The following is a 21,048-nucleotide window of genomic DNA, read 5'->3' as shown; positions in this document are numbered from 1 at the left end:
CCGGGCCGCCCGCCGACGCGCTGCGTCAGTTGACCTTGATCTGGTCGTAGACCGGAACGCTGAAGGGGTTGAGGGTCACGTTGGAGACCCGGTCGGAGTAGCCGGCGCTGCCGTTCTGGTACCAGAGCGGGATCGCGCCCATGTCGTCGCGGAGGACCTCCTCGGCCTGCTGGAAGGTCTCGACGGCCTTGCCGATGTCGGACTCGGCGTTGGCCTGGTCGACGAGCTTGTCGAACTCCGGGTCGGTGTACTTGCCGTCGTTGGACGAGGCGTTCGTGTAGTACAGCGGCTGCAGGAAGTTCTGGATGAGGGGGTAGTCCATCTGCCAGCCGGCCCGGAACGGGCCGGGCATCTTCTGCGTGGAGACCTGGCTGCGGAAGTCCGCGAAGGTGCCGATCGGGTTGCCGACGCAGGCCCGGTTGTTGCCGAGGGCGTTGTTGATGGAGTTGCAGACGGCGTCCACCCACTCCTTGTGGGAGCCGGTGTCGGCGTTGTACGAGATCTTCATCGTGCCGCCGGGGATGCCGCCGCCCTCGGCGACCAGCTTCTTCGCCTCCGCCGCGTCGTACTTGCAGAAGTCGCCGCAGACGTCCTTGAAGCCGCCGTCCTCGCCGAGGACCGGGGAGGTCCAGTCGACGGCGGGGGTGCGGGTCTTCTGGAAGATGGTGTCGGTGATCTGCTGGCGGTTGATCGCCATCGAGAGGCCCTGGCGGAGCTTCTCCTGACCGGGCTTGTTCCACGCCGGGTCGTAGAAGGGGAAGCCGAGGGTCTGGATGATGCCGGCCGGGACGTTGATGTACCGGTCGCCGAGGTCCGCCTGGACGTTCTTGAGCTGCGAGGCGGGCACGTCGTCGACGAGGTCGAGGTTGCCGGCCGTCAGGTCGGTGTAGGCGGTGTTGTTGTCGGTGTAGACCTTGAGGGTCACACCGCCGTTCTGCGCCTTGTCGTCGCCGGGGTACTGGTCCCAGCGCTTCAGCTCCATCTGGGAGCCCTTGGCGTACGAGGAGACCGTGTACGGGCCGTTGCCGACGGGCTGGTTCAGCCAGGCCGCGTGGTCGTCGAAGAAGGCCTTCGGGAGCGGGGAGAAGGCCGCGTAGCCGAGGGTGTCAGGCCAGGTGGAGAACTTCTGGGTGAGCTTGACCGTGAAGGTCTGGGGGTTGACGACCTTGAGACCTGACATCGTGTCGGCGGTCGGCTCGCCCTTCTCGGGGTGGACCTGGTCGTAGCCCTCGATCTGGCCGAAGAAGCTGGCGTTCTTCTGGTTGTTCTTCAGGCTGGCGCCGTAGTTCCAGGCGTCCACGAAGGAGCTCGCGGTGACCGCCTCGCCGTTGGAGAAGGTCCAGCCGTCCTTGACGGTGATGGTGAAGTTCGTGGAGTCCGTGGTCTCGATCTTCTCGGCGAGCATGTCCGTGGCCGCGCCGGTCTTCGGGTCGTACTGCTTGAGCCCCCGGAAGATCATCGAGAGGACCTTGCCGCCCTGCACCTCGTTGGTGTTCGCGGGCTCCAGCGGGTTCTGCGGGTCGCCCCACGAGGAGCTCACGACACCGTCCGCGCCACCACCTCCGCCATCGTCTCCGCCGCCGCAGGCCGTGGCCGTGAGGGCGACGGCTACGGCCACTGCGGCCCACTTGGCGTGCGTGGCTCCGCGCATGAGGTGCCTCCCGAGGTCCTGGTATGTACCGAGAGCCCCAATATCACCCGAGTGCGGGCGGTATGCACCTTAACGACACCCGTAAGGAGAGAAGCGCGAGGGCGCCCCGGCCGTCATGGCCGGGGCGCCCTCGATGCACAGCGGGAGAACTACGACGCGTGGACGACGTCCTTCTCCTCGGCGAAGTGGCACGCCGACTCGTGCGCGGCCGGGGTGTCCTGACCCTGGAAGCGCTCCGGGATGGCGAGCAGCGGCACCTCGGTGGAGCACTTGTCCTGCGCCTTCCAGCACCGGGTGCGGAAGCGGCAGCCCGACGGCGGGTTGGCCGGCGAGGGGACGTCTCCGGTGAGGATGATCCGCTCGCGTCCCTCACGCGCGTCCGGGTCCGGGACCGGGACCGCCGAGAGCAGCGCCTGGGTGTAGGGGTGCGTCGGGTGGTCGTAGATCTGCGTGTCCGTACCGATCTCGGCCATCTTGCCGAGGTACATCACGCCGACCCGGTCCGAGATGTGCCGGACGATCGACAGGTCGTGGGCGATGAAGACGTAGGAGAGGTTGAACTCGTCCTGCAGCTTCTCCATCAGGTTGATGACCTGCGCCTGGACCGAGACGTCCAGGGCCGAGACCGGCTCGTCGCAGATGATGATCTCCGGGTTGAGCGCGAGGCCGCGGGCGATGCCGATGCGCTGGCGCTGACCACCGGAGAACTGGTGCGGGTAGCGGTTGATGTACTCGGGGTTCAGACCGACCACATCGAGCAGCTCCTGCACCCGGCGGCGGCGGTCGCCCTTCGGGGCCACCTCGGGGTGGATGTCGAAGGGCTCACCGATGATGTCGCCGACCGTCATACGCGGGTTCAGCGAGGTGTACGGGTCCTGGAACACCATCTGGATGTTCCGGCGGACGGCCTTCAGCGCGCGGCCGGACAGCTTGGTGATGTCCTGGCCCTTGTAGAAGACCTCGCCGGCGGTGGCCCGCTCCAGGGTCATCAGCAGCTTGGCGACCGTGGACTTGCCACAGCCGGACTCGCCGACGATGCCGAGGGTCTCGCCCTGGTAGAGGTCGAAGGAGACCCCGTCCACGGCCTTGACCGCGCCGACCTGCTTCTTGAACAGGATGCCCTGGGTCAGCGGGAAGTGCTTGACCAGGTTGCGCACCTGCAGGATCGGCTCACCGCGCTCGACGGGCGCCTCGATGGCGGCCACGGCCTCCGCCTCGGTGGCGGCGTCGACCGTCTCGACCTCGGTGACGTTCGGAGTCGCGTCCGCGGCCTCGTCCTTCTTGCTGAGCTCAGCCATGGATCGTCTCCTTCCAGAAGTGGCAGGCGCTGCCGCGGCCGGGCAGCTCCGTGCCGTCCTGCTCGGTGACCGGCGCGAGCGCCGGGATCTCCGTGCGGCAGATGTCGTCGGCCTTGGGGCAGCGCGGGTTGAAGGCGCAGCCGGTGGGCACGCGGAGCAGGTTGGGCGGCAGGCCCTTGATCGCGTACAGCTCCTGGCCCTTCTGGTCCAGGCGCGGGATCGAGTCGAGCAGACCCCGGGTGTACGGGTGGGCCGGGCGCTTGTACAGCTCGTGGACCGGCGCGGTCTCGACGATCCGGCCCGCGTACATGACCGCGATCTTGTCCGCGACGTCGGCGACGACGCCGAGGTCGTGGGTGATCAGGATCAGGCCCATGTTGTACTCGCGCTGGAGCTCCGCGAGCAGGTCCATGACCTGGGCCTGGACGGTCACGTCGAGCGCCGTGGTGGGCTCGTCCGCGATGATCAGGTCCGGCTCGAGGGCGAGCGCCATCGCGATCATGATGCGCTGGCGCATACCGCCGGAGAACTGGTGGGGGTAGTCGTTCACCCGGGCCGCGGCGGCCGGGATCTTGACCTTGTCCATCAGCTCGATGGCCTTGGCCTTGGCCTCCTTCTTGGAGAGGCCGTGGTGCACCCGGAACATCTCGCCGAGCTGGTAGCCGACGGAGAGGACCGGGTTGAGGGAGGAGAGCGCGTCCTGGAAGATCATCGCGATCTTCTGGCCACGGATCTTCCGGCGCTCCTCGCCGGACATCTTCAGCATGTCCTCGCCGCGGAAGAAGATCTCACCCTTGGGGATCTTGCCGGGCGGCATGTCGAGGATGCCCATGATGGCCTGCGCGGTGACGGACTTGCCGGACCCGGACTCGCCGAGCACGGCGAGCGTCTCGCCCGCGTTGACGCTGTAGTTGACGCCGTTGACCGCCTTGGCCACACCGTCGCGGGTGTGGAACTCCACGTGCAGGTCGCGGACTTCGAGCAGCGGGCCGGTGTGCTCGTCGCCGCCGCGCGGGGCGGGGACGTTCGCGGTCTTGTCGATGAGGCTCACGTGTACGCCCTCCTAGCGCAGCTTGGGGTCGAGGGCGCTGCGAACCGCATCGCCGAGCATGATGAACGCCAGAACGGTGATCGACACCATGACCGACGGGATGATCAGGACGAACGCCGCGTTGCGCAGCTGCTCCTGGCCCGAGGAGATGTCGACGCCCCACGAGACCGTCGGCTCGGCGAGGCCGATACCGAGGAAGGAGAGCGTCGCCTCCGCCGAGATGTAGCCGCCGAGCGCGATGGTGGCGACCACGATGACCGGGGCGATGGCGTTCGGCAGGATGTGCCGGAGCAGGATCCGCGTGGTGGAGGCGCCGAGCGCCTTGGCCGCCATCACGTAGTCCGCCTGCTTGATGGTGATCACCGAGCCGCGGGCGACTCGGGCGATCTGGGTCCAGCCCAGGAAGGCCAGGGCGAGGATGACGACCCAGAGCTTGCGCTCCTCGAAGGAGGTCAGGACGACCATCGCGCCGAGGATGAAGGGGACACCGAAGAAGATGTCCGTGATGCGGGACAGGATCGTGTCCGCCCAGCCGCCGAAGTAGCCGGCGAGCATGCCCACGATCGTGCCGAGGACGGTGACGAGCACGGTGACGACGACGGCGACGGCGATCGAGGCGCGGGCACCGTAGATGACACGCGCGTAGATCGAACGGCCCTGGATGTCGTAACCGAACCAGTCCTCGCCGAAGAAGCTGCCCCAATTGGGCTTCTGCAGGTAGTGCTTGGCGAGGTCCGCGTGGCGCGGGTCGGCGCTGGTGAACAGGCCGGGGAAGACGGCCATGGTCAGCAGGACCGCGATCAGCACGGCGGAGACCAGGAAGATCGGGTTGCGGCGCAGGTCGTGCCAGGCGTCCGACCAGAGACTGCGCGGCTTCTCCTGCTTCTCGACCGGCTGCGCGGCGGACACGTCCGCCGAAGTCTCTCCGGCGACAGCTTCCTTGAGTGCCTCAGGCATAACGGATCCTCGGGTCCAGGACCGCGTAGAGCAGGTCGACGAGCAGGCTGGCGACGAGATAGACGACCACGATCAGGGTCACGATGCCCACGACGGTGGCGCCTTCACGGTGCTTCAGCGCGGAGAAGACGTTGTAGCCGACGCCCTGGACGTTGAAGATGCCCTCGGTGACGACCGCGCCGCCCATCAGGGCGCCGATGTCGGTGCCGAGGAAGGTGACGACGGGGATCATCGAGTTGCGCATCAGGTGGACGCCGATGATGCGGCGGCGCGGCAGGCCCTTGGCCACCGCGGTGCGCATGTAGTCGGAGCGCAGGTTCTCGGCGATCGAGGTACGCGTGAGGCGGGCGACGTACGCCAGCGACAGCGAACCGAGCACGACGGCCGGCAGGACCAGTTCGTTCCAGTCCGCCACGGCGCTCACGTTCGGGTCGACCCAGCCGAGCTGGTGCGCGAAGAAGTACTGCGCCAGGAAGCCGAGGACGAACGAGGGAACGGAGATGAGGAGCAGAGTCAGGACCAGCAGGCCGCGGTCCCGGAGCGTGTCGGCCTTCAGTCCGGCGAAGACACCGAGGGAGATACCGACGAGCGCGGTGAAGGTGAAGGCGAACAGGGTGAGTCTGATCGTGATGGGGAACGCGTCCGCGATGATGTCCGCGACCGGTTGTCCACTGGCGATCTGCGTGCCGAAGTCGCCCTGGAGCAGGTTGACGAGGTAGGTCCCGTACTGCACGAGGAGCGGCTGGTCGAGCCCGAGATCCTTCTTCATCGCAGCGATCTGCGCCGGGTCGACGGTCTGCTCTCCGGCGAGCGCGCGCACGGGATCGCCGGGCAGCGCGTACATCATGGAGAAGACCAGCAAGGTTGACCCGATGAAGACCGGGATCATCTGGAGCAGTCGCCGCGCGACATAACGCCCCATGTTTGCCTCCGATATGAATACCTACAGCCCCCGGGGCCGGTCCCAGGATGTGGGAACCGGCCCCGGGGGCCTACCGCCAGTTGCGGTGGCGGCTGACGGCCGAGTGGGGTGGGCCCTTGGGGCTGATTACTTGGTGGTGACTTCGGTGATGTTGAAGTCGCCGTGGAAGTCGACGGTCACGTTGTCGACAGCCGCGGAGTGGCCACCGTTGATCTTGTACTCCCACAGCGGGATCGCCGGCATCTTCGTGAGGACGAGCTTCTCGGCCTCCTGGTAGAGCTTGATCGACTCTTCCAGGGACTTGGCGTTGTCGCCCTTCTTGAACGCGGCGTCGACCTCGGGGTCCGAGAAGCGACCGTTGTTCGCCTCGGCCGTGGTGCCGTACAGCTCACGCATGAAGTTGACGTTCACCGGGTAGTCGGCGACCCAGCCACCGCGGTACATCGCCTTGACCTGGTTGTTGTCGCGCGCTTCCAGGTCGGTCTGGAAGTCCGGCTTGGCGTCCGGGATGCAGTCCACACCGGTGGAGTTGCGGATCGACTCGCAGACCGCGGTGATCCACTCCTTGTGGCCGCCGTCGGCGTTGTACTGGATCCAGATCTTGTTGTCCGGAACGCCGCCGCCCTCGGTGACGAGCTGCTTGGCCTTGGCCGGGTTGAACTTGAAGACGTCGCTGCCGAGGTCCTGCTTACCGGCGACACCCTGCGGGATGAAGCTGGTGGCCGGCTGGCGGGTGCCGTTGAGCACGGTCTTCGTGATCGTGTCCCGGTCGATCGCCATCGACAGACCCTGGAGGACCTTCGGGTTGATGCCCTTGAAGGTCTTCGAGTAGAAGGTCGGGACGAGGCTCTGGATGGCCGCGTAGGGCTGCTCGATCGCGCGGTCGCCGAGGTCCTGCTTGTACTTCGGCAGGTCCTTCGGGCCGACCTGGCGGATCATGTCCAGGTTGCCGGAGAGGAGGTCCTGGTACGCGGCCTCGACGGTCGCGTAGTTCTTGAAGAGGACACCCTTGTTCTTGGCCTTGTTCGGGCCCTGGTAGTCAGGGTTGGCCTTGACCTGGATGAGCTTCTTGTGGTCCCACTTCTCGAAGATGTAGGGACCGTTGCCGACCGGCTTCTGACCGAACGCGGCCGGGTCCTTGTAGAAGGACTCGGGCAGCGGGGCCCAGGTGGTGTAGCCGAGCTTGTACTCGAAGTACGGGACCGGCTTGGCCAGCTCGATGGTGAAGGTGGTGTCGTCGACGACCTTGAGGCCCGACATCTCCTTCTTGGCAGGGGCGCCCTTGTCCGGGTGGACGTCGCCGTAGCCGGCGATGTCCTCGAACCAGAAGGCGTTCTGCTGCTTGTTCTCGATGTTGGCGTACCAGTTCCACGCCTTGACGTACGACGCCGACGTGACCGGGGTGCCGTCGTGGAACTTCCAGCCCGGCTTGAGCTTGACCGTCCACGTCTTGGAGTCGGTCGTCTTGATCGACTCGGCGTTCGTGTAGACGATCTTGCCCGAGGCGTCGAAGTCCAGCAGCTGCGTGAAGAGCGACTGGATGACGTAGCTACCGAGCGACTCATTGGTGTCGGCCGGGATCAGCGGCTTCTGGGGCTCACCGACGTCGATCGAGACATAGCCCGCGGGCTTGCCCTTCTCCTTCGAGGCGCTGTCGTCCTTGCCACTGCCGCCGCCACAGGCGGTCGCTGCCAGGGCCACGATGGTCGCGCCCACTACCCACTTGGCGCTCTTGGCACCGCGCATGGGTTCCTCCTCATGAGTCCACTTGTCACTACAAGAAGGGCACTCCGAGTGCGCCGACACCCCTGACGGCATTGCACTCCATGTGCCCCGAGTGTGCTCGTGAGTCGGCACTCCCCACAGTGCGTGACCCATTGACCCGAGCTCAATGCAGCCAACTATTAAGTACGTCCGGGCTGTAAACCACACTTAAGTGGTCTCGTTTTGACAACATCGCCAGGGGTCATGAGACCGAAATCCGGACAAAGCGATCACAGACAGACACCCGCGAAACGGACCGTTAACACACGTTCCGGAGAGCGACGGCCGATATCCGGACACCCTGCCCATGAAATGGATTTGACGAAAGGCCCGGACCCCCACAGTGACTGCGGGGGTCCGGGCCTCGTGTCTGAGGTGGTGTCAGCCGACGTCAGCGGCCGAGATCACACCTGTGTGCGCGTCAGCCGTTCTTGGCGCGCGACGCGGTGCGACCGCGCTGGTTCTGGTCCAGGACGACCTTGCGGATGCGCACGGCCTCCGGGGTGACCTCGACGCACTCGTCGTCGCGGCAGAACTCCAGGGACTGCTCCAGGGAGAGCTTGCGCGGCGGGACGATCGCCTCGAAGGAGTCGGCGGAGGCGGAGCGCATGTTGGTGAGCTTCTTCTCCTTGGTGATGTTCACGTCCATGTCGTCGGAGCGCGAGTTCTCGCCGACGATCATGCCCTCGTACACCTCGGTGCCGGGGTCGGTGAACAGGACACCGCGCTCCTGCAGGTTGGTCATCGCGAAGGCGGTGACCGCACCCGCGCGGTCGGCGACCAGCGAACCGTTGTTACGGGTCGTCAGGGTGCCGAACCACGGCTCGTGGCCCTCGTGGATCGAGTGCGCGATGCCCGTACCGCGGGTGTTGGTCAGGAACTCCGTACGGAAGCCGATGAGGCCACGGGACGGAACGACGAACTCCATGCGGACCCAGCCGGAGCCGTGGTTCGACATGTTGTCCATGCGGCCCTTGCGGACACCCATGAGCTGCGTGACCGCGCCCATGTGCTCCTCGGGCACGTCGACCGTGAGGCGCTCGACGGGCTCGTGGATCTTGCCGTCGACCTCCTTGGTGACGACCTGCGGCTTGCCGATGGTCAGCTCGAAGCCCTCGCGGCGCATCTGCTCGACCAGGATGGCGAGCGCGAGCTCACCACGGCCCTGGACCTCCCAGGCGTCGGGACGCTCGGTGTCGAGGACGCGGAGCGAGACGTTACCGATCAGCTCGCGGTCCAGACGGTCCTTGACCTGGCGGGCGGTGACCTTGCGCTGCTTGACCGCGGACTTGGCGTCCGCGCCCTTGCCCGTGCCACCGCGGCCGACGAGCGGCGAGGTGTTGGTGCCGATGGTCATGGAGATGGCCGGCTGGTCGACCGTGATCAGCGGAAGCGCGATCGGGTTCTCCGGGTCGGCCAGGGTCTCGCCGATCATGATGTCGGGGATACCGGCGACGGCGCAGATGTCACCGGGGCCGGCGACCTCGGCGGGCTTGCGGGTGAGCGCCTCGGTCATCATCAGCTCGGTGATGCGGACGTTGGAGATCGTGCCGTCCCGCTTGATCCACGCGACCGTCTGGCCCTTGCGCAGCTCGCCCTGCTCGACGCGGAGGAGCGCGATACGGCCGAGGAAGTTGTCGGCGTCCAGGTTGGTGACGTGGGCCTGGAGCGGGGCCTCCTCGTCGTACACCGGGGCCGGGACGTGCTCCAGGATGGCGGAGAAGAACGGCTCCAGGTTGTCGCTGTCCGCGGGAACGGTGCCGTTCTCCGGCTTGGTCAGCGAGGCGACGCCGTCACGGCCGCAGGCGTAGACGATCGGGAACTCGATCTGGTCCTCGTCCGCGTCCAGGTCGAGGAAGAGGTCGTAGGTCTCGTTGACGACCTCGTCGATCCGGGAGTCCGGGCGGTCCGTCTTGTTGATGCAGAGGATGACGGGCTTGCGCTGCTGGAGGGCCTTGCGCAGCACGAAGCGGGTCTGCGGGAGCGGACCCTCGGAGGCGTCCACGAGGAGGACGACCGCGTCGACCATCGAGAGACCGCGCTCGACCTCGCCACCGAAGTCGGCGTGGCCGGGGGTGTCGATGATGTTGATCGTGATCGGGGCCCCGCCGTCCTTGGGGTGATACTTCACCGCCGTGTTCTTGGCGAGGATCGTGATGCCCTTCTCACGCTCCAGGTCGTTCGAGTCCATCATGCGGTCGTCGAGCTGCTGGTGGGCGGCGAAGGCACCGGCCTGCTTGAGCATGGCGTCGACGATGGTCGTCTTGCCGTGGTCGACGTGGGCGACGATGGCGACGTTACGGATGTCGTGGCGCGTGGGCATGGGTGCTTGCGCTTCTCTCGGATCGTGGGATGCGGCGTCGGTTCCTCTTACGCCCGCCGGGCGGACGCGCCACGGCTATGTCCTATGGTACGGGGCCGCCGTGCAAGGGGCTTCCCCGCCCGGATTCGAGAGGGTCTACTGGGAGCTTTGGGGCCTCGGTGGAGTGTGTGGGGGGCCACCGAGGGTGCGGAACCGGCCGGGTCAAGGGGCCGGACGCGATCCTGCCCGCCGGGGAGACCGGCGGGCAAGGAACTTGAGCGGCTTCTGAGGTTGCGACCTGCGGTTTCTTGGGTCGGTACGCGGTTTCGCCTGCTTATCGGCGACTTTCTGGCTACTTCTTGATGTTGCGCTCCGCGCCCTTGGCCGACTCCGCCTTCTTGAAGCCGATGTCCTGGTAGCGCGGGGTCGCGAAGCCCCAGGCGCCCGCGTTCACGATGCCGGGCTTGGCCGCCACCAGCTGGGGGCGCTGGTAGAGGGGAATCGATCCGGCAGCCGCCCAGATCCGGGCGTCGGCCTGGCGGACCAGATCGCGGGCCTCCTCCTCGTCGAGGGTGGCCACCGCCTGGTCGAACAGCTGGTCGATACGGTCCGTCCCGACGCGGGCGTAGTTCTGCTCGACCAGGAGGGAGCCGTCCGAGGCCGGCTCGGGCTTGGCGAAGATCGGCCGGGCGTCGGTCGCCGGGAAGGCGGACGCGGGCCAGGAGTAGAGGGCCAGGTCGTAGTCGCCGGCGGCGATGTGGTCCTTGAAGAAGCTCTCGTCGGCGACCTTGGTGATCTCCGTACGGATGCCGATCGCGTCGAGCATCCGCACGATCTTGTCGCCGACCGCGCGGAGCGACTCCGAGCCGGGGCCCGACGGCAGGACGAACCGCAGGTTGAGCGGCTTGCCGTCCTTGCCGAGGGCCCCGGTGGCGGCGGCCGGCACGGCGGGGGCGGCGGTGCCGCGCGGGGCGTAGGCCCCTGCGACGCCCTTGTCGGGGCCCACGGCCGGGTTCTGGGCCTTGGCCTCGGTGTCCGTGTCCCGTCCCGCGGCGGTGTCCAGGAGGGTGGCCTGGCGGAGCACGGCCATGTTCTGGAGGGCCGCGCCCGGGGCGGGGGCGAGGATGTTGGTGCCGTTCTCGGGGCCGCCGGCGCCGATCACGGGCTCGGGGGCCTTGCCGTCGGCGCGGACGGCGGTGCCGCCCGGCTTGTCGTCGCCGACGATGTAGAGGCCCTCGTCGGAGGCGGCGTCGGAGCCGGGCTTCTGGGCCTTGTCGGACGTCTTCTTCTCGGCGTCGGCCTTCTTGTCCGCCTCGGTCTTCCCGGCGTCCGCCTTCTTCTCCGCGTCCGTCTTCTTGTCGGCGTCCGTCTTCTTGTCGGCGGCGGCGTCCTTCTCCACCGCCTCGCTGCCCGCCTTCGTCCCGGCGGGCTTCTTCGCCGCGCCGCCCGGCACCCAGCCGGCGTCCGCGAGCAGGGCCCGTGCCTCGTTGGCGTCCTGGGCGCCGAGCGCGTCGCTGCTGTCCGCGTACGCCGCCTGTCCCGCCAGGGCCAGGTGGCTGCCCGGAGGGTTGGCCGGAAGACCCAGCGGCTTCAGTACGGATTCGGCCAGTTCCTGGCGGTCGAGCGCGCGGGCCACCGCCCGCCGTACCCGCTCGTCGGCGAGCGGACCGTTCTCGCCGTTCAGCGAGAGCTGGGTGTACGCGGGCTCCAGCGACTTGCGGACCACCAGCTTCCCGAGCGCCCGCTGCTCCTCCGCGTACCGGTCGATGGCCTGCTGGTTCTTCTCGCGCGCGACCCGGACCGTCTCCGCCTTCTCGTCGTCGGAGCCGTTGGCGAGGGCCCAGGACTTCAGGGCCGCCGACGGGGTGATCCCGGCGCCCGGCCCGTGGGAGAGGGCCTGCGCGCCGCTCTGGCCGGTGCGGGCGTCCCGTACCGCGAGCGCGATGCGGTCGGCGGCCGACCGATCGATCTCGGCCAGATCGAGGGTGCCGGCGGCGAGCGCGGCGATCCGGTCCTTACGGGCCACGGCCTTCAGGACGATCTGGTCGAGCTTGGCGGGCTGGCCCCACCAGCGCGGGTTCCGGGTGAGGGTGACCGTACTGGCCTTGGGGTCGGAGGCCTTGAGCAGGAACGGTCCTGCGGTCGCCTTCAGGGTGGTCCGCGCGCCGTCGTTGAAGGAGCTCGGGGAGCCCATCACCTCCTTCGGGTAGAGGGGGGTGAAGAGGGACTGCCAGTCGGCGTACGGCTTGCCGAAGGTGACCCGTACCTCCAGGTCGTTCTTGCCGCGCTCGATCTTCTCGATCCGCTCGTAGCCGGAGTTGCGGGCGGTCCAGTACGCGGTGTCCCGGCCGTTCAGGGCCCGCCACTGCGCGACGAAGTCGGGGGCGCCGATCTCGCGGCCGTCGCTCCACACCGCCTGCTGGTTGAGCTTGTAGAGGACGACCTGCTTCGGCTCCGTCTCGACGACCTGCGCGGACTCCAGGTAGTCCGGGTTGCGCTGCGGCCGGCCGCGCCCGTCGAGGGTGTAGAGCGCGGGAAGTACGGCCCCGGCGATACGGGAGGTGGCGCCGTCGGCATCGGCCTGGAAGGTGTTGAGGGTGGTGGGCATCGCGTCCACGGCCCAGTTCAGCGTGGAGCCGTCCTTCACCTGGTCCCGCGCGGCCGGCGCGTGGTCGGGGGCGGCGGCGGTCGCCTCTTCCGCTTCGTCGCCGGAGCTGCATCCGGCCAGGACGGAGATGGCGAGCACGGCACTGGTGAGCGTGGCGACGGAACGGAGCGTGCGGGAGCGGGGGCTCCTGGAGCATGTCCTCCCGCGAGGGGCGCCGACCTGGGACATGACTTGTACCCCTTCGTCCAGTTTTATGCCATTTGGCGATGATCACACCTATTGCTCATACACTGAAAAGGACGGACCGGATCCGGCCACGGCGACACGGCGACAGGACGGGGCAAACCCACCCGTGCGGCCCAACCGCCGGGCGGCGCCGCTCTCCGGACGAGTGGAATCCCGTACACATGGCTTCACAAGCGGGATGTGACGCGCGACACTCTCCCCCCATCGCGTGTTCGCCACCCGCACTCGCGGAAGTGAGGGCAATCCATGTCCCTTCAGGACGATTTGGCGGCCGTCAAGGGCTGCCTCGAAGACCTGGTTCGCACGGTCGGACAACTGGAACGCAGCATCGCGGCGGAGAAGGGCGTCACCCCGGGACCGCCGCAGGGCCGCCCGGAGAACCTCGTGACGATCCCCGACACCCCGTACGACAGCGGGCTGTGGACGGACTCCGACGACGAGGGCCTGGGAGCGCGCGACCGGCACGCGCCTTAGGAGATCCCGGAGCCAGGAGATCCGCGAGCCGGGAGATCTCAGATCTAGGCGATCTCAGACCTAGGAGATCCCGCTCGGAGCAAGGAGATCCCGGCGCCAGGAGATCCCGGACCGATCCCCGGACCCAGGAGACCGACCTTGGCCACAGGAACCGAACCGCCGTCCACCGGAAGGGGGGTGCGCGCCACCGGCGTGCACTCCCCTTCCCGTGCGGCCATCGCGCCGCGCCACCTCCGGACCGACCGCTGGTGGCTGGCGCCCGCCGCCACCGCCGCCGGGCTGCTCGCCTTCGTCGCGTACTCCACCTGGCGAGCCTTCGCCAACAGCGACTACTACGCGGCCCCCTACGTCTCGCCGTTCTACTCGCCCTGCCTCGCCGAGAACTGCGTCCCGATGAAGGACGGCCCCAACTGGGAGATCTTCGGCAGCTGGTGGGGGCTCTCCCCCGCCCTGCTGATCCTGATCTTCCCGCTCGGCTTCCGGCTGACCTGCTACTACTACCGCAAGGCGTACTACCGGGGCTTCTGGGCCTCTCCGCCGGCCTGCGCGGTCGCCGAGCCGCACACGACGTACACCGGCGAGACCCGCTTCCCGCTGATCCTGCAGAACGTCCACCGGTACTTCTTCTACACCGCGCTCCCGGTCGCCGCGATCCTCACCTACGACGCCGTGCTGACCTTCCGGGACTCCTCCTACGCGTGGGGCCACGCGGGCCTGGGGACCGTGATCTTCCTGATCAACACCGTGCTGATCTGGGCGTACACGCTCTCCTGCCACTCCTGCCGGCACATCGTCGGCGGGCGGCTCAAGCACTTCTCCCGACACCCGGTGCGCTACCGCGCGTGGAGCCTCGTCGGGCGCCTCAACACCCGTCACATGGTGCTCGCCTGGGCCTCCCTGGTCTCGGTCGCGGTCTGCGACCTGTACGTGTACCTGCTCGCCACCGGCACCTTCGACGACCCGAGGATCTTCTGACATGACGCGAGTCGACCGGCAGCAGTGGGACGTGGTCGTGGTCGGCGCGGGCGGCGCCGGACTGCGCGCCGCGATCGAGGCGCGCGAGCGGGGCGCGCGGACGGCCGTCATCTGCAAGTCGCTGTTCGGCAAGGCCCACACGGTGATGGCCGAGGGCGGAATCGCCGCCTCCATGGCCAACGCCAACCCGCACGACAACTGGCAGACCCACTTCCGCGACACCATGCGCGGCGGCAAGTTCCTCAACCAGTGGCGGATGGCGGAGCTGCACGCGCGCGAGGCGCCCGACCGGGTCTGGGAGCTGGAGACCTGGGGCGCCCTCTTCGACCGCACACCGGACGGCCGGATCTCCCAGCGCAACTTCGGCGGCCACGAGTACCCGCGCCTCGCGCACGTCGGCGACCGGACCGGCCTCGAGCTGATCCGTACGCTCCAGCAGAAGACCGTCGCCCTCCAGCAGGAGGACTTCCGGGAGACCGGGGAGTACGAGTCCCGGCTCAAGGTCTTCCAGGAGTGCACGGTCACCCAGATCCTGCGGGACGAGTCGGGCCGTGTGGCGGGGGTGTTCTGCTACGAGCGGGAGACCGGCCGCTTCTTCGTCCTGGAGGCACCGGCCGTGGTCCTGGCCACCGGCGGGATCGGCAAGTCCTTCAAGGTGACGTCCAACTCCTGGGAGTACACCGGCGACGGGCACGCGCTCGCGCTGCTCGCGGGCGCGCCGCTGGTGAACATGGAGTTCGTGCAGTTCCACCCGACCGGGATGGTCTGGCCGCCGTCGGTGAAGGGGATCCTCGTCACCGAGTCGGTGCGCGGGGACGGCGGGGTGCTGCGCAACTCCGAGGGCAAGCGGTTCATGTTCGACTACATCCCCGACGTCTTCAAGGAGAAGTACGCGCAGACGGAGGAGGAGGGCGACCGCTGGTACGAGGACCCGGACAACAACCGGCGCCCGCCCGAGCTGCTGCCGCGCGACGAGGTGGCGCGGGCCATCAACTCCGAGGTGAAGGCGGGGCGCGGTTCGCCGCACGGCGGGGTGTTCCTGGACGTGTCGACCCGGATGCCGGCCGAGGTGATCAAGCGGCGGCTGCCCTCGATGTACCACCAGTTCAAGGAGCTGGCGGACGTCGACATCACGGCCGAGGCGATGGAGGTCGGGCCGACCTGCCACTACGTGATGGGCGGCGTCGCGGTCGACTCGGACACGGCGGCGACCGTGGGCGTGCCGGGGCTCTTCGCGGCCGGTGAGGTCGCGGGCGGGATGCACGGGTCCAACCGGCTGGGCGGCAACTCCCTCTCCGACCTGCTGGTCTTCGGGCGGCGGGCAGGGTGGCACGCGGCGGAGTACGCGACCGCGGCGGAGCGTGGGGCGGTCACGGAGGCGGGGATCGAGGCGGCCGCCGCCGAGGCCCTCGCGCCGTTCGGCGCGGCGGAGGAGCCGTCCGCGGAGAACCCGTACGCCCTCCACCAGGAGCTCCAGCAGACCATGAACGACCTTGTCGGGATCATCCGGCGGGAGGGCGAGATGGCCGAGGCCCTGGAGCGGATCGCCGAGCTGCGCGTCCGGGCGCGGCGGGCCGGGGTCGAGGGGCACCGGCAGTTCAACCCGGGCTGGCACCTGGCGCTCGACCTGCGGAACATGCTGCTCGTGAGCGAGTGCGTGGCCCGCGCGGCGCTGGAGCGGACCGAGAGCCGGGGCGGGCACACCCGGGAGGACTACCCGTCGATGGAGCGGGTGTGGCGGCCGGTGAACCTGCTCTGTCACCCGGCGCGTACGGGGGACGACGGCATCGCGCTCGAACGGACACGTACGGAACCCATCCGTCCGGACCTCCTCGCGCTGTTCGAGAAGGAGGAGCTGGTCAAGTACCTCGCCGAGGAGGAGCTGTACGAGTGAGTACCTATGACGCGCACTTCAGGGTGTGGCGGGGCGACACCGACGGCGGGGAGCTGACGGACTTCACGGTCGAGGTGCACGACGGCGAGGTGGTCCTCGACATCGTGCACCGGCTGCAGGCGACCCAAGCCCCGGACCTCGCCGTGCGGTGGAACTGCAAGGCGGGCAAGTGCGGTTCGTGCTCCGCCGAGATCAACGGGCGGCCACGGCTGCTGTGCATGACCCGGATGTCGACCTTCGACCGCGCCGAGACGCTCACCATCACCCCGCTGCGGGCCTTCCCCGTGGTGCGGGACCTGGTGACGGACGTGTCCTTCAACTACACGAAGGCGCGGGAGATCCCGGCCTTCGTGCCGCCCGAGGGGGTGGCTCCGGGCGAGTACCGGATGCGGCAGATGGATGTGGAGCGCTCGCAGGAGTTCCGCAAGTGCATCGAGTGCTTCCTGTGCCAGGACACCTGTCATGTGGTGCGCGACCACGAGGAGAACAAGACGGCGTTCGCCGGGCCGCGCTTCCTGATGCGGGTCGCGGAGCTGGACATGCACCCCCTGGACGCGGCAGCCGAGACCGGGCTCGACCGGAAGCGGACGGCCCAGGAGGAGCACGGGCTCGGCTACTGCAACATCACCAAGTGCTGCACGGAGGTCTGCCCGGAGGGCATCAAGATCACCGACAACGCCCTGATCCCCCTGAAGGAACGGGTCGTGGACCGCTCGTACGACCCGCTGGTGTGGCTGGGCAACAAGATCCGGCGACGGGGGGCGTAGGGCGGGGCGGGTCCGGCCGGGCCGGGCGGTCCGGGCCCGGGCCGTCCTCGGCGGTGGGTCAGTGCCAGTCGCGGCGGTAGGACGTCCAGTCCTCCTCCTTCGCGGCGAAGTCGACGTAGAGCGCGACCCCGAACCGCTCGCGGTCGTGGTCCGTACGGCCCAGGCCCAGCCTGGTGCCGCGGATCGCGGCCGCGACGGTCTCGGCCGAGTCGTGGTGGCCGAGGTCGTCCTCGTGGAAGAACGGCAGGCCCATCAGCAGGTCGGTCGTCTCGGGCGTGACCTCCAGGGCGAGGCTCGTCTGCTGGGCCACGTACCCGCCGTACATGCCCTCCAGCGGCATCCAGGTGTCGTAGGACATGACGGCTATCTGGTCGACCCGGCGGGCGACCTGGCCGAAGAACTCCTGCGACCACCACTTCTCGCTGCCGCTGATCGCGCCGTTCACCGAGTGCAGCGCGGGCAGCGGGTCGATCTGGTGGGCGGCGACGGAGAGCGGGGCCTTGCGGGCCCTGGTCAGCTCGCCGAGGTCGTCGAGGAGGGACAGATAGTGCGCGTCGTCCGAGAGCAGGGGCTCCAGGTCGAAGTGGACCCCGTCGAAGCCGGCGTCCAGGATCTGGCGGGCCGAGCCCACGACGGCGGCCCGTGAGGCCGCGTCCTCCAGGCGCAGCCCCTCGGGGCCCTCGGTGGCCAGGATGTCGCCGAGCCAGGCGTGCACCCGTATGCCGGGCATCGTCCGGTGGACGGCGTCGATGAGCCAGGCGGCGCGGGGGTAGCGCGCGGCGGGCAGGGTGCCGTCGTGCTCCAGCGGGCCGGCGTGGACGTACAGGTCCCGTATCCCCGTTCCCTTGATTCGCGCGGCGAAGGCGGCGAGGTCGGCGTCCTTCTTCCGGCCGTCGACCCAGGCGTGGCCCAGCCAGATCGCGTCCTTGCCCCGGGTCTTGGTCCCCTCGCGGAGGTCTCCCGTGTAGTTGAGGCGCAGCGCGAGCGCGCTGCCCGCCGTCGGCAGGATCAGGAGCAGGGCCAGGCCGAGCGCGACCCAGCGCCCCCGCCGCCACCAGCGTCGTACGCGACCGTCCACCCGAGCCCCCAAGATCGTGTTCGTTACGTGAGCACCACCGTAGCGGCGGCTACTGACAGTGACGCAGGGCTGTGGAGAATGGTTTCCGCCCGGTCGCGGCCCGGTCGCGGGCCGACAGATCGGGACATAACCTCCCCCTGTGACGCGAACAGCCACCCGAGCCCTTCTCGCGATGCTGGTGGCGGCGTGGTGGCTGGTCGTGCCGGCCGTTCACGGCGCCCGGGCCGACGACCCCGTCGTCCTCTCCCGCGACGGCCAGATCACCGACACGGTGGGTGCGCTGGGCGACCGCCGCGGCGCGGTCGTCCAGGCCCTCGACCAGCTCTACGACGACCGCCGGGTGCAGCTCTTCGTCGTGTACGTACGGGACTTCTCCGGGCGCTCGGGCCAGAGCTGGGCCGACGCCACGGCCCAGCGCAACGGGCTCGGCGTCGACGACGTCCTGCTCGCGGTGGCCACCCACGACCGTCAGTACGGCTACTCCGCCGACCCCGGCTCCCGGTTCACCCAGACCCAGCTCGACGACGTCGCCCGGACCGCGATCGAGCCCGCGCTGCGACAGAACGACTGGGCGGGCGCCGCGATCGGCGCGGCGAACGGCTACGACGCCGTCCTCGCCGGACAGCCCGTACCCACGCCCACGATCACACCTGGCCCGGCCGATCCCGGCGGCGCGGCGGCCGACGGCACCTCGGGGACCGACCTGGTCCTCCCCGTCGTCCTCGTCGGCGGCGCGGGCATCGTCGCCGCGTACGCCTGGACCCGGCGCCGGCGCCGTACCGGCCCCGGCGGCGGTGGCGGGGCGGCGAAGCCACAGGCCGGGCAGGGCTGGGGCGCTCCGAAGGAACCCGCGGAGCTCCCGCTGGAGGAGCTGGACAAGCAGGCGCGGCAGGCGCTCGTCGACACCGACGACGCCGTCCGCACGAGCCAGGAGGAACTCGGCTTCGCGACCGCCCAGTTCGGCGAGGAGGCCGCCCGGCCGTTCACCGACGCGGTGGCCTTCGCGAAGGAGGAGCTGACGGCCGCGTTCCGGCTGCGCCAGAAGCTCGACGACGCCTTCCCCGAGGACGACGCGACCCGCCGCTCGATGCTGGACGAGATCCTCCGGCGCTGCGACGAGGCGAACGCCCGGCTCGACGCCGAGTCCGAGGACTTCGACCGGCTGCGCGCCCTGGAGCAGAACGCTCCCGACGCGCTCGCCCACGCGGAGGCCGCCTTCCGTGAGCAGACCGGCCACGTCGGTACGGCGGAGGCGGCGCTCACCGCGATGCGGGAACGGTACGCCGAGTCCGCCGCCTCCCCCGTCGCCGGCGACGTGGAACAGGCGAAGGACCGGCTGGTGTTCGCGACCACGCATCTGAACCAGGCCCGGCAGGCCGTCGACTCCGGCAACAACGGCACGGCGGCGGTCCACATCCGGGCGGCCGAGGGGGCCGTCGACCAGGCGGCCCGCCTGAGCGAGGCCGTGGACCGGCGGGCGCAGGAACTGGCCGAGGCCGTGGGCAAGCTGCCGACCGCGCTCTCCGAGACCGAGGCGGACCTCGCCGACGCCCGCGGCCTGCTCCAGGGCACCGCCGAGGGCGTCTCGACCGCCGACCTCCAGGGCCGCATCGCCCGGGCGGAGTCGGTCGTCGCGGACGTGCACCGGACGATCGAGGCGGGCCGCTACGACCCGCTCGACGCGCTGCGCCGGGTCGAGGAGGCCGACGCGGTGCTCGACGAGGCGCTGGCCGGCGCACGGGAGCGCGAGTCGGGCACGCGGCGCGCCCGCGCGCTCCTCGATCAGGTGATGCTGACCGCCCGTTCCGCGATCGGCGCGGCCGCCGACTACATCACGACCCACCGCGGCGCCGTGGGCAGCGAGGCCAGGACCCGCCTGGCCGAGGCCCAGCGGCGGCTGGAGAAGGCCGGGGCCCTCGCGGACGCCGAGGACCCGCAGTCGGCGCTCGCCGAGGCCCAGCGGGCGGACGGGCTGGCGCGGCGCGCGCAGGAACTCGCCGAGCAGGACGTCCGTACGTATGGGAACCCGAACGGCCTGGGCGGTGTATCAGGAGTGGGAGGTGGCGGCGGCGGGCTCGGTGGAGCGGTGCTCGGCGGCATCATCCTCGGCGGACTGTTCGGCGGAGGAAGGGGAGGCGGGGGACATGGCGGGGGATTCGGTGGAGGTTTCGGCGGGGGCGGGTTCGGTGGCGGACCCGGCAGTTTCGGTGGCGGCGGGACCCGCGGCCGACTGGGCGGCGGCGGCCGTTTCTGACCCTTGCCGTCCCGTGTTCAGTTCCCTGTTCAGTTCCCTGTTCAGTCCCCTGGTGTTCGAGGAGAAGGACCATGAGCAAGCAGACCATCCTGGGCCGTGTCACCCAGCTGGCGAAGGCCAACATCAACGCTCTGCTGGACCAGGCCGAGGACCCGCAGAAGATGCTGGACCAGCTGATCCGCGACTACAGCAACAACATCTCGGAGGCCGAGCAGGCGGTCGCGACGACGATCGGCAATCTGCGGCTGATGGAGCAGGACCACCAGGAGGACGTGGGCGCGGCGAAGGGGTGGGGCGAGAAGGCGCTGGCGTCGAGCAGGAAAGCGGACGAGCTGCGGATCGCCGGGCAGACGGCCGAGGCGGACCGGTTCGACCAGCTGGCGAAGGTCGCCCTTGGACGGCAGCTCCAGTCGGAGAAGGAGGCCGCGACGGCCGAGCCGACGATCGCGGCGCAGACCGAGGTGGTGGAGAAGCTCAAGAGCGGGCTCGACCAGATGAAGGCCAAGCTGGGCGAGCTCCAGTCGAAGCGCGACGAGCTGGTGGCCCGCGCCAAGTCCGCGCAGGCGCAGAACACGATGATGGACGCCGTGAAGAACATCGACGTGCTGGACCCGACGAGCGAGCTGAACCGCTTCGAGGACAAGGTCCGGCGCGAGGAGGCGAAGGCGATGGGCAAGCAGGAGCTGGCCGCGTCCTCGCTGGACGCCCAGTTCGAGCAGTTGGACGCGCTCGGCGACAGCGCGGAGATCGAGGCCCGGCTCGCCGCGCTGAAGAAGTAGCCGGCGGCCGGCGGGGACCGGGGGCGCG

The 21,048-nt window shown here is 69.3% G+C and carries 15 protein-coding genes; 6 read left to right on the top strand and 9 right to left on the bottom strand.

Features of this window, described 5'->3' with window-relative positions:
• Positions 1-25: 25 nt before the first annotated feature.
• The 8 genes from ACWCO8_RS16270 to ACWCO8_RS16235 all read right to left on the bottom strand — a co-directional run bounded on the left by ACWCO8_RS16270 (position 26) and on the right by ACWCO8_RS16235 (position 12,781).
• Positions 26-1,651: a peptide ABC transporter substrate-binding protein gene (locus ACWCO8_RS16270; protein WP_451032732.1), complete on the bottom strand. Its 1,626-nt coding sequence runs from the start codon at positions 1,649-1,651 to the stop codon at positions 26-28.
• 149 nt (positions 1,652-1,800) lie between these two features.
• Entirely contained in the window at positions 1,801-2,949 is a 1,149-nt protein-coding gene (locus ACWCO8_RS16265) for an ABC transporter ATP-binding protein (RefSeq protein ID WP_451032731.1), read from the bottom strand.
• Positions 2,942-4,000 (bottom strand): ABC transporter ATP-binding protein, encoded by a 1,059-nt coding sequence (locus ACWCO8_RS16260; RefSeq protein ID WP_451032730.1) that lies wholly within the window; start codon positions 3,998-4,000, stop codon positions 2,942-2,944. The genes ACWCO8_RS16265 and ACWCO8_RS16260 overlap by 8 nt, the downstream gene beginning before the upstream one ends.
• A 12-nt stretch (positions 4,001-4,012) precedes the next feature.
• Positions 4,013-4,957 carry an ABC transporter permease gene (locus ACWCO8_RS16255; RefSeq protein WP_362011070.1) on the bottom strand — a complete coding sequence of 315 codons (945 nt, stop codon included), beginning with the start codon at positions 4,955-4,957 and terminating at the stop codon, positions 4,013-4,015.
• Positions 4,950-5,879: an ABC transporter permease gene (locus tag ACWCO8_RS16250; protein WP_362011067.1), complete on the bottom strand. Its 930-nt coding sequence runs from the start codon at positions 5,877-5,879 to the stop codon at positions 4,950-4,952. The genes ACWCO8_RS16255 and ACWCO8_RS16250 overlap by 8 nt, the downstream gene beginning before the upstream one ends.
• 126 nt (positions 5,880-6,005) lie before the next feature.
• Positions 6,006-7,625 carry a peptide ABC transporter substrate-binding protein gene (locus ACWCO8_RS16245; protein WP_362011064.1) on the bottom strand — a complete coding sequence of 540 codons (1,620 nt, stop codon included), beginning with the start codon at positions 7,623-7,625 and terminating at the stop codon, positions 6,006-6,008.
• A gap of 439 nt (positions 7,626-8,064) precedes the next feature.
• Positions 8,065-9,966: a translational GTPase TypA gene (gene typA, locus ACWCO8_RS16240; RefSeq protein WP_362011063.1), complete on the bottom strand. Its 1,902-nt coding sequence runs from the start codon at positions 9,964-9,966 to the stop codon at positions 8,065-8,067.
• A 331-nt stretch (positions 9,967-10,297) separates the two neighbouring features.
• On the bottom strand, positions 10,298-12,781 hold the full coding sequence (locus ACWCO8_RS16235) for an ABC transporter substrate-binding protein (protein ID WP_451032729.1): 2,484 nt from the start codon (positions 12,779-12,781) through the stop codon (positions 10,298-10,300).
• Positions 12,782-13,045: 264 nt separating this feature from the next.
• Here ACWCO8_RS16235 and ACWCO8_RS16230 point away from each other — a divergent pair, with 264 nt between their 5' ends.
• The 4 genes from ACWCO8_RS16230 to ACWCO8_RS16215 all read left to right on the top strand — a co-directional run bounded on the left by ACWCO8_RS16230 (position 13,046) and on the right by ACWCO8_RS16215 (position 16,909).
• A complete protein-coding gene (locus ACWCO8_RS16230) occupies positions 13,046-13,273 on the top strand; it encodes a hypothetical protein (protein ID WP_362011057.1) in 228 nt (75 codons plus the stop codon).
• Between the two features lie 138 nt (positions 13,274-13,411).
• Positions 13,412-14,248, top strand: a complete 837-nt coding sequence (locus tag ACWCO8_RS16225) for a hypothetical protein (protein ID WP_362011055.1) — start codon at positions 13,412-13,414, stop codon at positions 14,246-14,248.
• Between the two features lies 1 nt (position 14,249).
• Positions 14,250-16,142, top strand: a complete 1,893-nt coding sequence (locus ACWCO8_RS16220; RefSeq protein WP_451032728.1) for a fumarate reductase/succinate dehydrogenase flavoprotein subunit — start codon at positions 14,250-14,252, stop codon at positions 16,140-16,142.
• Positions 16,139-16,909: a succinate dehydrogenase/fumarate reductase iron-sulfur subunit gene (locus ACWCO8_RS16215; protein ID WP_451032727.1), complete on the top strand. Its 771-nt coding sequence runs from the start codon at positions 16,139-16,141 to the stop codon at positions 16,907-16,909. The genes ACWCO8_RS16220 and ACWCO8_RS16215 overlap by 4 nt, the downstream gene beginning before the upstream one ends.
• Positions 16,910-16,967: 58 nt before the next feature.
• Here the strand turns inward: ACWCO8_RS16215 and ACWCO8_RS16210 are convergent, their stop codons facing one another.
• The gene (locus ACWCO8_RS16210; RefSeq protein WP_451032726.1) at positions 16,968-17,987 is read right to left on the bottom strand and encodes a hypothetical protein; all 1,020 of its coding nucleotides are present in this window, start codon (positions 17,985-17,987) and stop codon (positions 16,968-16,970) included.
• A 172-nt stretch (positions 17,988-18,159) separates the two neighbouring features.
• Between ACWCO8_RS16210 and ACWCO8_RS16205 the strand changes: the two genes are divergently transcribed.
• A complete protein-coding gene (locus tag ACWCO8_RS16205) occupies positions 18,160-20,241 on the top strand; it encodes a TPM domain-containing protein (RefSeq protein ID WP_451032856.1) in 2,082 nt (693 codons plus the stop codon).
• 71 nt (positions 20,242-20,312) lie between these two features.
• On the top strand, positions 20,313-21,020 hold the full coding sequence (locus tag ACWCO8_RS16200; RefSeq protein ID WP_451032725.1) for a PspA/IM30 family protein: 708 nt from the start codon (positions 20,313-20,315) through the stop codon (positions 21,018-21,020).
• Positions 21,021-21,048 lie beyond the last annotated feature (28 nt).

The organism is Streptomyces sp. NPDC001927 (assembly GCF_053594455.1).
This window is presented reverse-complemented; position numbering and strand designations above follow the sequence as displayed.